The sequence below is a fragment of the Bacteroidota bacterium genome, from assembly GCA_016699695.1.
Taxonomy (GTDB): Bacteria; Bacteroidota; Bacteroidia; order Bacteroidales; family UBA10428; genus UBA10428.
The window spans coordinates 2445010-2461949 of sequence record CP065006.1; the positions used below are offsets into that span (position 1 = coordinate 2445010).

A 16940-nucleotide genomic window follows, 5' to 3' on the forward strand; every position below is an offset into this window, starting at 1 on the left:
AAAATATGAGAATTAAGTTATACATCTTAATGGTGCTTGTTGTATTGGTATTTTCGCGATGCAATCGATCGCATAATTCAGGAAATGAGGCATATAAGCCCAACAAACTCGAAACGATCAAGCAAAATGGAGTATTGAGAGTAGTAACAGATTACAATTCGACCAGCTATTTTATTTACCGAGGTCAACCTATGGGATACCAGTTTGAGTTGCTACAAGAGCTGGCTGATTACCTCGATGTTAAACTGGAAGTAATTGCCAACAACAATCTGGAGCAAAAATTTGAAATGCTTGAAAAAGGCGAAATTGACCTGATAGCTGTGAACCTCACAGTGACCAACAAACGAAAAGAATTTCTGGCCTTTACAGAACCCCATACTAAAACCCGGCAGGTACTGGTACAGCGAAAACCCGAAAATTGGGCCCATCTGAGTGAATCGGCTATAAACAAAGAACTGGTTACCGAACAGCTTCAGTTAGGGGGTAAGACAGTGCATGTGCAAAAAAACAGTGCTTATGCAAGACGTTTGCACAATTTGGCCGAGGAGATTGGCGATAGCATTCGTATAGTTGAAAGCGATGAAGGACTCGAAAAGCTTATTCAAATGGTGGCAGAAGGACACATTGATTATGCAATCAGTGATGAAAATGTAGCTTTGGTCAACAAAACATATTATAACAACCTCGATGTATCATTGCCCGTAAGTTTTCATCAGAATCTTGCATGGGCAGTTGACAAGGAAGATACTGAACTACTGAAGGCGATTGATATATGGTTAAAGGAGTTTAAAACCACAAACCGCTATGCAATTCTTTACAAAAAATACTTCGAGAATAATCGTTCATCAGAAATTGTTGGAAGCGATTTGTTTGCAAACAAATCGGGCACCATTTCTCCATACGATGATTATATTAAGGAGTACAGTGCTCAGATTGGCTGGGATTGGCGATTAGTGGCTTCGATGGTATACCAGGAGTCGCGCTTTAATCCAAGCGCAGTTTCGTGGGCCGGTGCCTTTGGCTTGATGCAGTTGATGCCAAATACCGCAAAAAGATTTGGCGTTAGTTCTGAATCTACCGCAGGGCAACAAATACGGGCTGGTATTATGTTTATTCAATGGCTGGATAATCTGTATTCGGATATAACGGATATTGAAGAGCGTCAGCGCTTTATTCTGGCTTCGTACAACATTGGCCCGGGTCACGTAATGGATGCCCGCAAACTGGCCGATAAATATGGTAAAAACCCTAATGTTTGGGAAGACAATGTAGAGAACTTTCTGCTAAAAAAATCAGAGCCAAAGTATTTTAACGATCCTGTAGTGAAATATGGATATTGCCGTGGAACCGAAACCTACAAGTATGTAAGCGAAATACTTGAGCGATACGAGCATTATAAAAATATCGTAGTAAACTAATCAAGAAATCGATCGATAGCTGGTGTAGATTTAAGCACTTCTATTAATTCGCTTAAAATCATTGCGGTAGCACCCCAAACCATTTCATTTTTTACATTGAAGTAGGGAGTAGAAAACTCCTTACTTTGGATGATCAGATTTCTATAATGCACCTCTGGCTTCAATAAATCTTTAATGCTTGCAGGAATCAGGTAGTCAACTTCAGATTTGTCAATTAAAAATTCCGGAGTGTGCATTGCAAATGCAATAAATGGATGTACTACGAATCGACTAACCGGAATGTAAAGCGGTGAGAGAGCACCGATGAATTCAATCAGGTCCGGATTAATGCCTACTTCTTCCATACTCTCTCTGAGGGCAGTTCCGTAAAGATTCTGATCGGTTTTTTCTGCTTTTCCACCCGGAAAGCTTACCTGGGCGCTATGGTGTCCATTGTAGGATGGCCTTTTTATCAGAATTGTTTCAAGCCTATCCTCCCTATTTGGGTACAATAAAATAAGCACTGCTGCAGGAATTGGGTTTTCTACTTCGTTAGGGAATAGGTGGCGCGATTCAGGGATCATGCGATGATGAGCCTGTTTACCTGGTAAACCTTCTTCAAGCCTCTGTTGTATGGTCTTAATTAAACCATCCATTTAACTATAGCGTAATGATTTTACCGGTTGTATGCGCGAAACAATTAATACAGGCAACATCATAAAGAGGAAAATAACTGCCAGAGCTGCGGCATTGATTATTAAAAAGTGCCCTATATTGATATTGACAGGTGCATAATCAATAAAATACGATGCCTGATCGAGACGGATAAGATGGTATTTATCTTGAAGGTATAAGATGACAAGGGCAATAATATTCCCGAAAAACATACCTTTCAAAATAAGATATAAAGCTTGGTATAAAAATATTTTACGCATCGAAGCATTGGAGGTACCCAAGGCTTTAAGAAGGCCAATAGAAAAGGTACGGTCGAGTATTAAAATGATAAGACCCGATACCATGTTGAGGATGGATACACAAACCATCAGAATAAGAATTACCCATACATTCATGTCGAGTAAAGAGAGCCAATCGAATATTTGAGGATATCGTTGCTTAATGCTTTTCACCTCGAGTTTGCCACCTTCGTCATTGAAACGGTATTCGACTTCTTCCTTGATAAGATAAGTCATCTGATCAATTTCCTTAAAATCATCGATCATTATTTCATACCCGCCAACAATTGATGAATCCCAGTTGTTTAGACGCTGTATATGTCCAATATCGGCGAGCATAATCTGCATGTCGAACTGTTCGAGACTGGTTTTATAGAGTGCACATACTTTAAATCGACGCATGCGGGGCTTATCGTCGATAAAAAACATAGCGAACTCTTCGTTTAGTTCAAGTTGGAGCATGTTGGCCAGCTTTTCAGAGATCACCACCTCGTTGGTGCGTACCGAATCGTTCACAGTAAAATGTGTGCCCTGGGTAATGTGCTTTTCGAAAAATGCCCAGTTGAAATCCTCGCCTACACCTTTTACCACAACACCCTGAACATCGTTTTTAGTTTTTATCATGCCTGGTTTTGTGGCAAAAACTTGTATATGATCTATTCCGGGCATTTTTGACAGTTCGGGTAAAAAGGCTTGTTGTTTTTTAATGGCTGAGGTTTCAAATGAATTGTTCAGATCGTAATTGGTAATTTGAATGTGATTGGCAAAACCGATTACTCTTTTTTGAATTTCCTGCTTAAAACCTGTAACGGTTGCAACTGCTATGAGCATTACTGCCAGGCTCATAGCAATGGCAATAACCGATAGCCTGATGATAGGCATTGTATGTTTTTTATTGCCGCGCTGGCTGTGCACAAACCGGCGTGCAATATAGAATTCAGTATTCATTCGTTTTTAAAAGCTTTGTTCAAAAGTAGTAAATTTGAACCTTAGATATTGTTGTAGGTAAAAGTATATTTGGCAGATTTGAATGAGTGCAAGTCGATTATGCTTAATAACATTCGAAAAATGCTGCAAAGATATCATGAGGCAGTCTGAAAGGAAAATAATATGTCTGATAACCCAAGTGCTTTGCTGGAAAATTCATTTTTCAGAACGAGATCTTTTCTAAGATTATTTGCAATAGTTTTTGTTGTTGTGAGTTCAGCATGGTTTTGCGCTTGGGCATACTCACAGCCTACTATCCGTCCTGGAGCTTTTCGCATTTCGGAGTACCTACCTCTGGTGAAAGGAAAAAATGTGGCTGTGGTGTGCAATTATGCCTCCAAGGTAAATAGCACTCATTTGGTTGATACACTTTTGTTTTACAGCAGGCAAGAAGGTACAGCTTTCTCTGTTAAAAGGGTTTTTTCTCCCGAACATGGTTTCTCAGGCACCTATGATGCCGGTAGTAAGGTCGATGGAGCTTTAATGTTGTATGATTCAGTTCCGGTTGTTTCTTTGTATGGAAGTAAAACCAAACCTTCGAAAAGTGATTTGCAGGATATAGAGATCGTATTGTTCGATTTACAAGATGTTGGGGTTCGGTTTTATACTTATATATCCACTCTGCATTATGTAATGCAGGCTTGTGCAGAAGAAGGAATTAAACTGGTTGTGCTCGATCGCCCCAACCCTCATATTCAATATGTCGATGGACCAGTTCTTGAAATGAAGTTCAATTCTTTTGTTGGTATGCATCCAGTGCCAATAGTATATGGTATGACCATTGGTGAATATGCCAATATGATCAACGGAGAAGGATGGCTTGGTGAAAATATGAAATGCACACTGAAGGTAATTGAGATTGGGAACTATTGGCGGCATTCGCGTTATAGTTTTCCCGAAAAACCTTCACCGAATTTGCCTGACATGCGTTCGGTTATGCTCTATCCTTCGCTTTGTTTATTTGAGGGTACAGTTATTTCGGTGGGAAGGGGTACTCCTTCTCCTTTTCAGGTTTTCGGTCATCCAGATTATCCAGAGAAAAATTACTCTTTTATACCTAAAAGCAAACCTGGAGCAAGTCTGAACCCTGAATATAAAAATTTAAGGTGTTTTGGGGTTGATTTAACCCGAACCTCCATCGACTCATTGTACCAAACTCATCAATTAAATCTGTCTTATTTGCTGGCGGCTTATCTGAAAATGAATAGCAAAGAGCTGTTTTTTAACGAATATTTTAATTTGCTGGCCGGAACGGATCAACTCCAAAAACAAATTCTTGCTGGGTTTACAGAAAAAGAAATCCGGGCTAGTTGGGAGCCCGGATTAAAAAATTTTGAAACAATTCGACAGAAGTATCTGATTTATCCCGAATAGTCTGTATAGGACTTTAATATCAGGAAATTCGACCAGGATAAACTTCCAGGGCTTTTTTCAGGCATTTCATGGCGATATCGAGCTGTTGCAGGTTAATTACATAGGCAATTCTTATCTCTTGCATTCCTAATCCTCCTTCGGTATAAAAGCCTGCACCGGGAGCTACCATAACGGTATTGCCATCGCAATTAAATTCGTCGAGAAGCCACATCGCAAATTTCTCAGCATTGTCGACGGGAAGTTTGGCCATGACATAAAATGCACCTTTAGGATTGGGGCAGAATACACCAGGCATTTCGTTAAGCGCTTTTACTACAAAATTCCGACGAGCCAGATACTCATTAAAAGTATTGCTCATGTATTCGTCCGAGGAGTCGAGTGCAGCCTCACCCGCAATTTGCCCCACATAGGGTGGAGATAATCTTGCCTGGCAAAATTTTAAGGCAGTATCTCGTAGGGACTTATTTTTGGTTACCAGGGCACCGGTGCGCAAGCCAGTGGCACTATATCGCTTGGAAAGGGAGTCGATTAAAATGGCATGGTTTTCAAGCCCATCGAGGTGCATGATGGAAGTGAAAGCCTCTCCATCGTATACAAATTCGCGGTAAACCTCGTCGGAGAGCAGAAACAAATCGTACTTTAATGCCAGATCTCTTATTTGCTCCAGTTCCTCGCGGCTGTATACATGACCGGTTGGGTTATTCGGGTTGCAAATAATGATACATTTTGTACGGTTGGTAATTTTTTTCTCGAACTCTTCTATGGGAGGAAGTCGAAAACCATCTTCAATTTTCGAGCTGATGGCTACCACTTTTACATCGGTAGAAGTGGCAAAGCTGTAATAATTGGCATAAAATGGTTCAGGAACCAGAATCTCATCACCTGCATTTAAACAGGTGAGCAAAGTAAGGGTAATGGCTTCTGACCCACCGGTAGTAATCAGAATATCCTCGTAACTTACATCAATGTTGATTTTTTGATAATATTCGGCCATCTTCCGTCTTAACGATTCCATTCCAGCACTATGGCTGTATTCAATTACCTGTACATTCATGTTCCGAATTGCCGCCAATGCCTTATCTGAAGTAGGAATATCGGGTTGCCCGATATTTAGTCGAATTACTTTTCTGCCGCTTTTCTCAGCTTTTTCAGCCAGCGGAACAAGCTTACGGATTGGGGAGTTCGGCATTAAATTCCCTCGATCGGAAATGGATGGCATAAATTTGAATGTTAATGGTTATTAAAAACAAAACTCACAAGCCTGTAAGGTGGACTTGTGAGTCTAATCAAGCTATTTCAGTTTTTTAATTATTGCGCCGCCGCTTTGGCTTCAACAGTACCTCTAATGCTAAGTGTAATGGGTATTTCAGAACCATTGGAGCTTACAGTAATGGATTTCGAAAAAGAACCTACTCGTCTTGTATCGTATTTCACTACTATATTTGATGATTGACCCGGAGCAATTGGTTCTTTCGGCCACTGAGGAATGGTGCAACCACATGAGCTACGCACATTCTCGAGGAGAAGTGGTTCGTTGCCTTCGTTTTTAAATTCAAACTCGTACGTACCGTTGCCATCTTGCTCGATGGTGCCAAAATCATGATTCAGATCTTTAAACTTAATTACAGGCCCCTGAGCATCAATATCCACATTTGGCTCAGCCTGGCTGGTTTGGGAACAACTTATACTGAATGAAGCTAAAGCTAACAAACAGAAGGTGAGAATCTTTTTCATAATTATTCTATTTATTGTGCAAAATTATAATTAATTCAATTCGATCTTATCTGCATTTTTAAGTTTAATAAATCAAATTTAATGCCAGCAGAAAGTGGCTGCTAATTTATTGCTATTTTTACGCAATTTTTAAAAAGTGCATGATTTTATTTTGGTTTTTTTACAACAATATTTATTCAAACAATAAGAGTATAAATGGAAATTGAAAGCAAATATAATCCCCGTATTGTAGAGGATAAATGGTACGCCGACTGGATGAAGAAGAATTATTTTAGTTCGCATCCCGATAAACGCGAGCCTTACACCATTGTAATTCCTCCACCCAATGTAACTGGCGTATTGCATATGGGGCATATGCTTAACAATACTATTCAGGATATTCTTATTCGGCGGGCCAGAATGTTAGGTAAAAATGCATGCTGGGTGCCGGGTACCGACCATGCCTCCATTGCCACCGAGGCAAAGGTTGTAAATAAACTTAAGGCCGAGGGTATAAACAAAGACCAGCTTACCCGCGACGAGTTTTTACAACATGCCTGGGCATGGAAAGAAAAGCATGGTGGCATTATTCTCGATCAGCTTAAGAAGCTGGGAGCCAGTTGCGACTGGAATCGTACAGCTTTTACTATGGACGAAGCCCGCAGTAAGGCAGTTATCAAATCTTTTGTCGAGTTGTACGAGCAAGGACTGATTTACCGCGGTGTGCGTATGGTAAACTGGGATCCTTCCGCGAAAACAGCGGTTTCCGATGAAGAGGTAATCTACAAAGAAGAACAATCCAAGTTATATTACTTACGCTACAAGGTAGAAGGTGAGGTAGATAATTATGTGGTAATTGCAACTACCCGGCCGGAAACTATACTTGGCGATACGGCGGTGTGTGTGAACCCCAGTGACGAAAGGTATAAGAATCTAAAAGGAAAAAGAGTGCTGGTGCCTCTTATCAACAGATCGGTACCGGTGATTGAAGACGACTATGTCGACATGGAATTTGGTACTGGCTGTTTAAAAATTACTCCCGCACACGATATTAACGATTATGAAATTGGCATGCGCCATAAACTGGAATCGATTGATATTTTTAACGATGACGGCACTTTAAGTGAAAAAGCACAATACCTGGTTGGAGAAGATCGGTTTGTTGCCCGTAAAAAAATAATTCCTGCATTAGAACAATCCGGAAATTTTGTGCGTGCCGACGATTATGTCAATAAAGTGGGTTATTCAGAGCGCACAGATGTGGTGATAGAGCCCAAACTTTCGACCCAATGGTTTTTGCGCATGGAAACATTGGCCCGTCCGGCACTTGAAACTGTGATGGAAGATAACATTAGTTTTTACCCTGCCAAGTTTAAGAACCTGTATCGGCATTGGATGGAAAACATTAAGGACTGGTGCATTAGCCGGCAGTTGTGGTGGGGGCACCGCATACCGGTTTATTACCTGGACAATGGTTCGTTTGTAGTAGCCGAAACCGCTGAAAAGGCGTTGACTTTAGCGAAAAACAATACAGGGAACTCTGCCTTAACTATGGCTGATTTAACTCAGGACGAAGATGTATTGGATACCTGGGCTTCGTCGTGGCTATGGCCCTATTCTGTTTTTCCAGAGAAAGAACAGGATTATTATTACCCAACCAACGATTTGGTTACTGCACCCGATATTATTTTTTTCTGGGTAGCCCGTATGATAATGGCAGGCTATGCTTTTAAAGGCCAAAAACCTTTTAATAATGTCTATTTCACCGGGATGGTGCGTGACAAATTGCGTCGTAAAATGTCGAAATCATTAGGCAATTCTCCTGACCCACTTGACCTGATTGAAAAATATGGGGCCGATGGAGTAAGAGTTGGAATGTTGCTCTGCTCACCTGCCGGAAACGATATTCTTTTCGATGAAAGCCTTACTGAGCAAGGACGAAATTTTTGCAATAAAATCTGGAATGCTTTCAGGTTGGTAAAGGGCTGGGAGGTTGACGCCTCGGCCACGCAACCCAAATCAGCTGCAGAAGCCATCGAGTGGTTTGATCATACCCTCAATAAAACCATTGAAATTCTCGACGATAATTTTGCGAAATTCAGAATCAGCGATGCATTGATGTTAGTTTACACTCTCGTACGCGATGATTTTTCCGGCTGGTTTCTCGAAGCCGTTAAACCAGAATATCAGAAACCAATAGATAAAAAAACTTACGATGCCACCGTGGGCTATTTCGATAAGGTAATGCGGTTGCTGCACCCGTTTATGCCCTTCATTACAGAGGAAATTTATCAACTTATTGAGAAGCGGCAAGATAACGATAGTATCATGATAGCCCAAATGCCTATGGCTGGAAAGGTTAATGAGGAGCTGATTGAGCTTTTTGAGCAGACTAAAGAACTGGTTGCTGCTGTGCGCAACATCCGTCAGGGCAAAAATATTCCCAACAAAGATTCCTTGGATATTCAGATAGTAGCTGACGAAAAAAGTTACAGAAAAGATTTTTTACCGGTTGTTCAGAAACTTGCCAATATCAATCGGATTGTATTTGTAGAAAAGGTAGACAGCGGAACGATAAATTTTTTAGTACGAACCACTGAATTTGGAATCCCTATGACCGAGCTAATCGATTCAGAAACAGAACGTAAGCGCCTGGAAGGGGAAATTAAGTATTATCAGGAATTTTTAGTTTCGGTGTGTAAAAAGCTTGAAAATGAAAAATTTGTGAGCAGTGCTCCTGCAGCAGTAGTTGAAAAGGAAAAGCAGAAACAGGCTGACGCCGAATTAAAAATAAAAACAATTGGAGAGCAATTGGGCAAACTAATCTAATCGAAAAAAAAGCCGCTTCGCATATTATTCGGGGCGGTTTTATTCGTGAGACTTAAATTTCATGAGTTCACGAAATGAAATTTTATAGTCGAATCCCGATTTACATCCGGGACTGAAAGTAGGTGCGCGGGTAAATACCACGCCTCTTGAGGCGAATAAAATCTTTTGCAGATATCCCGTCAGTTTGTTGCGGGGAGCTTCATTATTTGAATTGAAGCTGGATTATCCTTCAAAATAGATACCAACGAAAAAGTTTAAGGCGCTAACCGCTCACGTCTCCAACCGTCACTTTTTAGGATGTACTCAAAACGGTCGTGAAGCCTGTCAGGTCTGCCCTGCCAAAACTCGATCAGGTCTGGAGATAATTTGTAGCCACCCCAAAAATTTGGACGATTAATGCGAAATTGACTAAACTTTTTTTCGTATTCGTTTTTTAGTTTTTCGAGGTATTCGCGGTTAGGGATTGGCTTACTTTGCGGCGATGCCCAGGCACCGATCTTACTGCCTTCGGGGCGCACATTGAAATATTCGTCTGATTGTGCTTCTGGCAAACGTGTGATACTCCCTTCTATTCTGACCTGACGCTGAGCAACAGGCCAGTAAAATGCCATGGATGCTAAGGGGTTACGCGCCATTTGCTGGCTTTTTTTGCTCTCGTAATTTGTAAAAAAAATCAAACCTTCATTATCGTAGGCCTTTAAAAGCAAATAGCGGGTTGAATTTCTGCCATCGGGTGTTGAGGTGCCTAGCACAAAGGCATTGGGTTCGTATATTTCATTTTTTTGTGCATCACGAAACCATTGATCAAATTGTTCCATAGGATTCGATTTCAGATCGATGAGTTGAAGATTCGATTTATTGTAATCGCGGCGTATATGGAAAAATTTCTTCATTTGGCAATTTATTAATAATAAATGCTTAACATTTTCTACATGCTTTATGTTCAAAGATTGAAATAGCGTATTTCTGAAAAAGATATAGGGATATACCTCCAGAGGAAGTTTGAATCAATTGTTTTCAGCTGGTGCCTGGTTGTGCTTGAGCTTTGCATTGTTAATGGAAGCGTTAAGTTCAAAACCAATGAGCAGTGAAATGGCATTGAAGTTTAGCCAAAGCATAAGAGCTACCAGGGCACCAATAGACCCAAAAAACTTATTAAGCTGGGCAAAGTGGTCCATAAAATAAGTAAAGCCTAATGAGGATATAATGGTAAGCAAGGTGGCTAGTTTGGAGCCTGCTGAAAAGAATTTCCATTTGCCTCGCCGGCTTGGTCCGAAATAATACAATAAGGAAATTGAGATATAAGTAAGGACTATTAGCATAAGCCATTTTCCAAAATAGAAAAGCCATGGATTGATATCGAAAAAGCTCTCTTCGAAAAATGAAGCCAGCCACATTTTACTGATAAAAAATGCAGAACTTGCGATGGCCGCCAGGGCAAAAAACACAAACACAAGTGCAATAGAAACAGCTCTTTGTTTGTACCAACTGCGGGTTTCGATGGTGTGGTGAGTGGCATTAAATGCTTCTATGATTCCGTGTATTGCTTTTTGTGCGAAGAAGAGACTGGTAAGTAGTCCGAAAATTGGCAACCCCCCCCGCCTACGGAATATTTCATCCAACAAGGGCTCGATGGCAATGAATGAATTTTCGGGCATAATGTCGAATAGCACTGTCGAGAGAGTGGCTTCGAAATTATCAATAGGCAGATAAGGCAAAATGGCTAGAAAAAAAACCAAGGCAGGTCCGAGTGCCAATAAAAAATTAAAAGCTATCGAGGTGGCCCTTAAGTTTAAGGATCCTTTTCTTATTCCTTTTATAAAGAATTCTATTACATCAGACAAGCTCACATCATTAAAGCCAGAAAAGGAGGTTTTCTTCCACCGTATTTTTGCAGCCTGGCTTGCCTTCTTTACCCATTGGCCTATTATGTAGGAGTCAGATTTTCGCATCTTTTAAGAGACCACAGCTTTAAGGCTTAAGTCGAGGCTACGTATCTGATGCGTAAGTGCTCCAACCGAAATGTAATCCACCCCACAGCGGGCGTATTCTCGGATGTTGGCCAATGTAATTCCTCCGGATGATTCTGTTTCCAGTTTGCCCTGAATAAGTGAAAGGGCTTCTCTGGTTAGTTCCGGGCTGAAATTATCGAGCAATACGCGGTCAACTCCTCCAGTTTTTAAAACCTCTGCGATGTCAGCCAAGGAGCGTACCTCGCAAATAATTTTTAGGTTTAGCTGGTTTTTTTTGTTGTAATCTCTCGTCATTTCAATGGCTTTGCGAATCCCCCCCACATAATCGATATGGTTGTCTTTAATCATCATGGCATCGTAAAGGCCCATGCGATGGTTTACTCCTCCGCCATGTTTAACCGCTATTTTTTCCAGAATACGCAAACCGGGAGTGGTTTTGCGGGTGTCGAGTAGTTTGGTGTCGAGCCCTTTAATTGCTTCTACGTACTGTCTTGTTTGTGTGGCAATTCCGCTCATACGTTGAACAAGATTTAATACCAATCTTTCTGCTTGCAGAAGTGCCAAAATTTTTCCTTCGGCAATGTATACGATGTCATTCACTTGTATCGGTTCGCCATCGAAAAAGTATTGTTCTACTTTAATTTCCGGATCAAAACGTTTTAATATTTCGATGGAGATCTCTGCACCAGACAAGATACCCTCTTGTTTCACCAATAGTCGGGAAACTCCCTTTTTGTCTGATGGAAATATAGCAAGCGAGGTATAGTCGCCAGGGCCAATATCTTCGTTTATGGCACCTGAGATGAATGAGTCGAGGTAACTCTTAAGCTCCATCTTTGTCGATTCTTAATTGATGAATGAACGCATTGGTGGTTTCGCCTTTTATTAAAATGGTAACACGGTAGGTACCATTTCCTGTAACCAGTGTGCCAATAGCATATTTCGATTCGCCCTGGCCTCCTTTGTGTAAAACCGAAAAGCTTTTAGGAGCATTGTTTTTGAAAAAATCCTTCAGAATAATTTCTGCCTGGGTTTTGCTGTAAACATTGCTGGTAGAGCCAATACTGAGCTCAAGCGAAGGTTTAAAATAATTTGATATCAGGGAGGTGTTGCCAGTGCTAAATCCATTGATCAAATCCGTTGGTAAGTCCTGACAAGTTGCTTTTGTCGCCAATAGCATGACAAATACCAGCAATGAAAGAAGTTTTTTATTCCAATTCATCATTGTACTTTTGTTAGGGTGACTCAAAAAGCAAGCCAAATAAAAAGTAAAAATACAACATTTAGCGAACTCTGAAAACCAACTTATTACCAACCTGCGGAGATGCTATTCAGGTTGAACTTAGGTATGATTTTTTTATTATTGTAATTTGCATGAAAATCAATTGTTTATGTGTAAACCGTTCTGAAAGTCATCACCTCGATGCTTTGATAGAAGATTATATTGAACGGATAAAAAAGCAGGTTGATTTTAGTCTTGAATCCATCGATACTCCAAAGAATTTCAGTAAACTAAACCCTAACGAAAGGAAAAAGGCAGAGGGAGAACTTATTTTGAAGCGACTTGGTAAATCTGATTATATAATTCTTTTAGATGAAAAAGGGAAATCTTTTACTTCGCTTGAGTTTGCCAATCAATTGCAACGTCATTTTAATGCCGGACATAAAAATATTTATTTTGTAGTTGGCGGTGCCTATGGTTTTTCCGATGCTGTTTACAAAAGGGCCCAGGAGATGCTTTCGCTTTCGAAAATGACTACCACGCATCAGTTGGTGCGATTGATATTTGCCGAACAGATTTACCGGGCATTGTCGATTCTTAGCGGGCATCCATACCACAACGAATAGATTGGTGTGTTGATCAATTAATGAGGAACTTATAGGAATATGCTATAAATTTAGTGCCGGTGTAGTTACTACGTTCTTTTCGATAAGAGAAAAGACCAGCCAGCCGGAAGAATGTTTTTTTACTTAGTAGATTAAAATGAATCAGAATACTCTCCGAAATTTTTACATCGCTATTCTGTTGCTAGCTCTTTCTGTGACACTTGTAAAATTGCCAGGAAAGATTGAGACCCGCACATGGCATGTAAAAAAAGCTCAGAAAGCCTTTATCGAAAAGCTCGAAAAGGCTACTGAACTGATTCAATTGGTTGATAAGGAATTTCATTCGCAATACGTAACCAATCGCGATGATTATTATTTTAAACATGGTGTAAGCGCCTTTTTATTTCGCGGAGACACACTTATAGCCTGGTCTGATAACAATGTGGCAGTTGAAAAAATTGTTACAGATACACTTAATGAAAATGGTGTTGTAAGCATTTTTTCGAGCAGCTATTATTATTTCAAGAGGCCGGTTGGTTTAGAAGAAGGACTTGGCCTGGTATTGCTTGAAAACAATTTTCCGCATAAAAATCGTTTCGTAGTCAATGGTATGCATCCTGGGTTTAAACTGCCAAAAGGAGTAATCATTGCTCAAAAACAAATTAAGAACAGTTTGCCCCTAAAAGATCAGGACGGAAAGATTGTCTTTTTCCTTGATTTTACGCATGCATCAAAAGATATTAATCGCAATTTGCTGGTACTAGCAACTCTTTTGTTTTTTACCGGAATTTATTTTTTGCTTCAATATTTGCGCATATACCTGAAATACATGAACGCTAAAAAGCGCTCATGGGCCCTGCTGTTAGTGGCTGGTGCATTGGTACTTGCGCGTATCGGATTGCTGTTTACAGCTTGGCCCGCTGATTTTTATCTTTTATTTGATCCCTATATCTATGCTTCTGCATGGGCTCCCTCGCTGGGCGATTTGATGCTTCACACAATCCTCTTTCTATTTATTATTTACCTCGTTTACAGGTATGTGAGAGTGCCCGCAGTATTGGTTTCCGGTTCTTCAGGCCAGGCTGTATGGATTTTGTTTTTTAACCTGATATTTCTCTTGGTGCTGGCCTATGCCATTTTTTCGTCTACAAGTCTTATTGCCAATTCGAGTTTAAAAATACTGGTACAAAATATCAGTCAACTGAAACTGCCTGTTATAATCGCTTATATCATTTTCTCATTAAACTTTTTTGCGGTATTGCTCATTGCACTCTGGATATTTAAAAATCTTGCAGAAATAAAGCTCTACCGATTGGTTATTAATTGTGGAATCCTGCTGTCGGTAGCTTATTTTATGAGTTTTGCAGTGAAATTGCCCTTTGAACTTTATTCTGTACTATTTGCTTTTATTTTATATTCCTTGTTGGCCTACATGCAGCGACACCTGCAACGGAATACAATTTTTTCGACCCTGATGGTATTTCTGTTGTTGTTTTCGGTTTACATCTTGTTTTTTACTGTAAAAACAGGCGGGCAGAAAGAGTATCAGCAGAACAGGTCATTGGCCATTGGGTTATCTGCCGAACATGATCCGGTGGCAGAGTATTTCTTTCGCGAACTATCGCGTGATTTGGAATCAGATACAGCTATCGTCAGGAATTTAGAGCCAGATGCCTTTGATATCGTTTCATTTTACGATTACCTTAGAAAAAAACACTTAGACGGGTATTGGAAAAACTACGATTTTACTGTAACAGTGTGCCGGCCTATTGACAGTGTACTCGTTAGCAGTGGAAGTTTATTTTTGTATCCCTGCTATACTTTTTTTGAAGAAATTATTCAATCCAGTGGCATTGTTATACCCAATACCCAGTTCTTTTATATCGATAAAAATTCTGGTCTGATCAATTACCTGGGATGGATCAGTTATAAAATCGCCAATAACTCTTCTGTGTCGGTATTCATTGAAATGGAATCGAGGTTTACGAGTAATCAGCTTGGTTATCCGGAGCTTTTGCTCGATGAAGATTTGAATTCGGGGATTAAATATGAAGGGCGCTCCTATGCAAAATACAACAAGGGCAATCTATTATCTTTCGGAGGAAATTACGATTACAGCCTGAGCTCGGAAATTTTCGAAAAGGGTTGGTCCGGAGAGTTTCGACAAATCAAACACAACGGATACCTTCACCTGGTTTTTAGAAGTAATCCTGACAACATTGTAGTAATAAGTGTACAGGAATTAAATGCCCTTGATTACATGGTGTTGTTCTCGTATGTTTTTGTATTCTTCTACCTGTTGGCTCTGTTTTTCACTTTTTTACTCGATCCCAATTACCGAAAATTCAATTTCAGCAATAGTTTGCGGAATAAAATTCAGTTTTCGGTGGTATTCATACTCATTGTTTCGCTGGTTCTTACAGCCGGGAGTACAATTTATTTCAACATACATAAGTTTAATCAGTCGCAACAGCGCCTGCTCGAAGAGAAAATAAAAATGGTGTATGTGGAATTAGAGCATAAACTTATGTACGAAGAAGAACTTACTGCCAATTGGAGGGCTGATAAATACGACAACCTGTCGCAACTTCTCATCAAGTTTTCCGATGTGTTCTATAGCGATATCAATCTTTATAGTCCCGAAGGTAAGCTCATAGCCACTTCGCGTGACGAAATATTCCGGCTTGGATTGCAAAGTGATAAAATGACCCCGATTGCATACCAAAACCTTCGTAAAGATCGGCTTACACGCTTCATTAGCAAAGAAAAAATCAGTCAGCTTTCTTACTTGTCGGCTTATGCTCCTTTTCTGAACAGCGAGGGCAAGCTGCTGGCTTATCTGAATTTGCCTTATTTTACTAAACAAACTGAACTTCAGGAGGATATCACTACACTCACAGTAGCGATTATCAATATTTATGTACTGCTTATTTTGCTTACTATCATTATAGCTGTGATTATTTCAGATCAGATTACCCGACCTCTTGAAATGCTTCAGGCCAAACTTCGCAACCTAAAACTAGGAAGCCGTTATGAACCCATCGAATACGCCAACAGCGACGAAATTGGCAGGCTTGTGAATGAATACAACAGCATGGTTCTCGAATTGGAAAAAAATATAGAATTATTAGCAAGGTCAGAACGTGAATCGGCCTGGCGGGAAATGGCAAAGCAAGTGGCACACGAAATAAAAAACCCGCTTACTCCCATGAGGCTCAGTGTGCAGCAATTGAAGCGCACCTGGAACGATAAACGCGAAGATTTTGAAACCTATCTGCAGCGGGTAACTGAAACACTGCTTGAGCAGATCGATAACCTTTCTGCTATAGCAGGGGAGTTTAGCAATTTTGCCAATATGCCCTTGGCAAAAATTGAAAAAGTTGAAGTGTCAGTTGCACTGAGTAAAGTTGTATCCTTGTTCGATAGTCAGGATCATGTAAAAGTGAATTATCTGGCCTCGCCAGGACAATATTGGGTAATGGCCGATGCCGATCAGTTGACACGTGTTTTTATCAATGTCATTAAAAATGGTATACAGGCTATACCTGAAGGAGTTGAAGGTAAAATTGAGGTGAAGCTGGAGCGCGAAAGCAATCTGGCCTTGATCCATATTTCAGACAATGGAAAAGGAATACCTGAAGAAATAATTGATCGGTTGTTTACCCCAAGTTTTACTACCAAAAGTGGAGGAATGGGGCTTGGACTGGCCATTGTAAAGAATATTGTTGAAAGCATCGATGGCCAGGTAGGTTTTACAACCCAGGTTAATAAAGGCACCACTTTTACCATACGAATTCCTCTTTTATATGAATGATCTAATGGTGGCTGTTAATACTTTAAATTTCTGTTGCTTGAATATATTTTTTTTATATTTGGTGAATTAAAAC

The 16940-nt window shown here is 40.2% G+C and carries 13 protein-coding genes; 5 read left to right on the plus strand and 8 right to left on the minus strand.

The features are described from left to right. The first annotated feature begins 5 nt into the window (after positions 1–5). Complete coding sequence (locus tag IPM71_10350) at positions 6–1418, plus strand: transporter substrate-binding domain-containing protein (GenBank protein QQS50000.1); 1413 nt, start codon at positions 6–8, stop codon at positions 1416–1418. Here the strand turns inward: IPM71_10350 and IPM71_10355 are convergent. Beyond that, entirely contained in the window at positions 1415–2053 is a 639-nt protein-coding gene (locus IPM71_10355) for a CoA pyrophosphatase (GenBank protein QQS50001.1), read from the minus strand. The two genes, IPM71_10350 and IPM71_10355, sit on opposite strands and share 4 nt — an antisense overlap. Next, positions 2054–3298 carry an ABC transporter permease gene (locus IPM71_10360; GenBank protein QQS50002.1) on the minus strand — a complete coding sequence of 415 codons (1245 nt, stop codon included), beginning with the start codon at positions 3296–3298 and terminating at the stop codon, positions 2054–2056. Between the two features lie 249 nt (positions 3299–3547). On the opposite strand from IPM71_10360, the gene IPM71_10365 reads away from it, so the two are divergent. Beyond that, entirely contained in the window at positions 3548–4711 is a 1164-nt protein-coding gene (locus IPM71_10365) for a DUF1343 domain-containing protein (GenBank protein QQS50003.1), read from the plus strand. Positions 4712–4730: 19 nt separating this feature from the next. Here the strand turns inward: IPM71_10365 and IPM71_10370 are convergent, their stop codons facing one another. Both IPM71_10370 and IPM71_10375 read right to left on the minus strand, forming a co-directional pair. Then, positions 4731–5930, minus strand: a complete 1200-nt coding sequence (locus IPM71_10370) for a pyridoxal phosphate-dependent aminotransferase (GenBank protein QQS50004.1) — start codon at positions 5928–5930, stop codon at positions 4731–4733. Positions 5931–6019: 89 nt separating this feature from the next. Continuing rightward, positions 6020–6445 carry a DUF1573 domain-containing protein gene (locus IPM71_10375; GenBank protein ID QQS50005.1) on the minus strand — a complete coding sequence of 142 codons (426 nt, stop codon included), beginning with the start codon at positions 6443–6445 and terminating at the stop codon, positions 6020–6022. A gap of 195 nt (positions 6446–6640) precedes the next feature. On the opposite strand from IPM71_10375, the gene IPM71_10380 reads away from it, so the two are divergent. Continuing rightward, positions 6641–9253, plus strand: a complete 2613-nt coding sequence (locus IPM71_10380; protein ID QQS50006.1) for a valine--tRNA ligase — start codon at positions 6641–6643, stop codon at positions 9251–9253. Positions 9254–9507: 254 nt separating this feature from the next. On the opposite strand, the gene pdxH is transcribed toward IPM71_10380, so the two are convergent. The 4 genes from pdxH to IPM71_10400 form a co-directional block, all read right to left on the minus strand. Continuing rightward, a complete protein-coding gene (pdxH, locus tag IPM71_10385) occupies positions 9508–10146 on the minus strand; it encodes a pyridoxamine 5'-phosphate oxidase (protein QQS50007.1) in 639 nt (212 codons plus the stop codon). Between the two features lie 114 nt (positions 10147–10260). Continuing rightward, on the minus strand, positions 10261–11205 hold the full coding sequence (locus IPM71_10390; protein QQS50008.1) for a YihY/virulence factor BrkB family protein: 945 nt from the start codon (positions 11203–11205) through the stop codon (positions 10261–10263). A gap of 3 nt (positions 11206–11208) precedes the next feature. Continuing rightward, the gene (gene nadC / locus IPM71_10395; protein ID QQS50009.1) at positions 11209–12060 is read right to left on the minus strand and encodes a carboxylating nicotinate-nucleotide diphosphorylase; all 852 of its coding nucleotides are present in this window, start codon (positions 12058–12060) and stop codon (positions 11209–11211) included. Then, entirely contained in the window at positions 12050–12451 is a 402-nt protein-coding gene (locus IPM71_10400) for a DUF4783 domain-containing protein (protein QQS50010.1), read from the minus strand. Before IPM71_10400 ends, nadC begins: the two co-directional genes overlap by 11 nt. A 149-nt stretch (positions 12452–12600) precedes the next feature. Between IPM71_10400 and IPM71_10405 the strand changes: the two genes are divergently transcribed. Together IPM71_10405 and IPM71_10410 are read left to right on the plus strand one after the other, a co-directional pair. Continuing rightward, a complete protein-coding gene (locus IPM71_10405; GenBank protein QQS50011.1) occupies positions 12601–13074 on the plus strand; it encodes a 23S rRNA (pseudouridine(1915)-N(3))-methyltransferase RlmH in 474 nt (157 codons plus the stop codon). A gap of 136 nt (positions 13075–13210) precedes the next feature. Next, a complete protein-coding gene (locus IPM71_10410; protein QQS50012.1) occupies positions 13211–16867 on the plus strand; it encodes a GHKL domain-containing protein in 3657 nt (1218 codons plus the stop codon). Positions 16868–16940: the final 73 nt, after the last annotated feature.

Bases quoted from the DNA above. Each gene is read 5' to 3' on its own strand.
- IPM71_10360 (QQS50002.1), bottom strand. From the start codon at position 3,298: ATGAATACTGAATTCTATATTGCACGCCGGTTTGTGCACAGCCAGCGC.
- IPM71_10390 (QQS50008.1), bottom strand. From the start codon at position 11,205: ATGCGAAAATCTGACTCCTACATAATAGGCCAATGGGTAAAGAAGGCA.
- IPM71_10400 (QQS50010.1), bottom strand. From the start codon at position 12,451: ATGATGAATTGGAATAAAAAACTTCTTTCATTGCTGGTATTTGTCATG.
- IPM71_10380 (QQS50006.1), top strand. From the start codon at position 6,641: ATGGAAATTGAAAGCAAATATAATCCCCGTATTGTAGAGGATAAATGG.
- IPM71_10405 (QQS50011.1), top strand. From the start codon at position 12,601: ATGAAAATCAATTGTTTATGTGTAAACCGTTCTGAAAGTCATCACCTC.
- IPM71_10355 (QQS50001.1), bottom strand. From the start codon at position 2,053: ATGGATGGTTTAATTAAGACCATACAACAGAGGCTTGAAGAAGGTTTA.
- pdxH (QQS50007.1), bottom strand. From the start codon at position 10,146: ATGAAGAAATTTTTCCATATACGCCGCGATTACAATAAATCGAATCTT.
- nadC (QQS50009.1), bottom strand. From the start codon at position 12,060: ATGGAGCTTAAGAGTTACCTCGACTCATTCATCTCAGGTGCCATAAAC.
- IPM71_10375 (QQS50005.1), bottom strand. From the start codon at position 6,445: ATGAAAAAGATTCTCACCTTCTGTTTGTTAGCTTTAGCTTCATTCAGT.
- IPM71_10370 (QQS50004.1), bottom strand. From the start codon at position 5,930: ATGCCATCCATTTCCGATCGAGGGAATTTAATGCCGAACTCCCCAATC.
- IPM71_10350 (QQS50000.1), top strand. From the start codon at position 6: ATGAGAATTAAGTTATACATCTTAATGGTGCTTGTTGTATTGGTATTT.
- IPM71_10410 (QQS50012.1), top strand. From the start codon at position 13,211: ATGAATCAGAATACTCTCCGAAATTTTTACATCGCTATTCTGTTGCTA.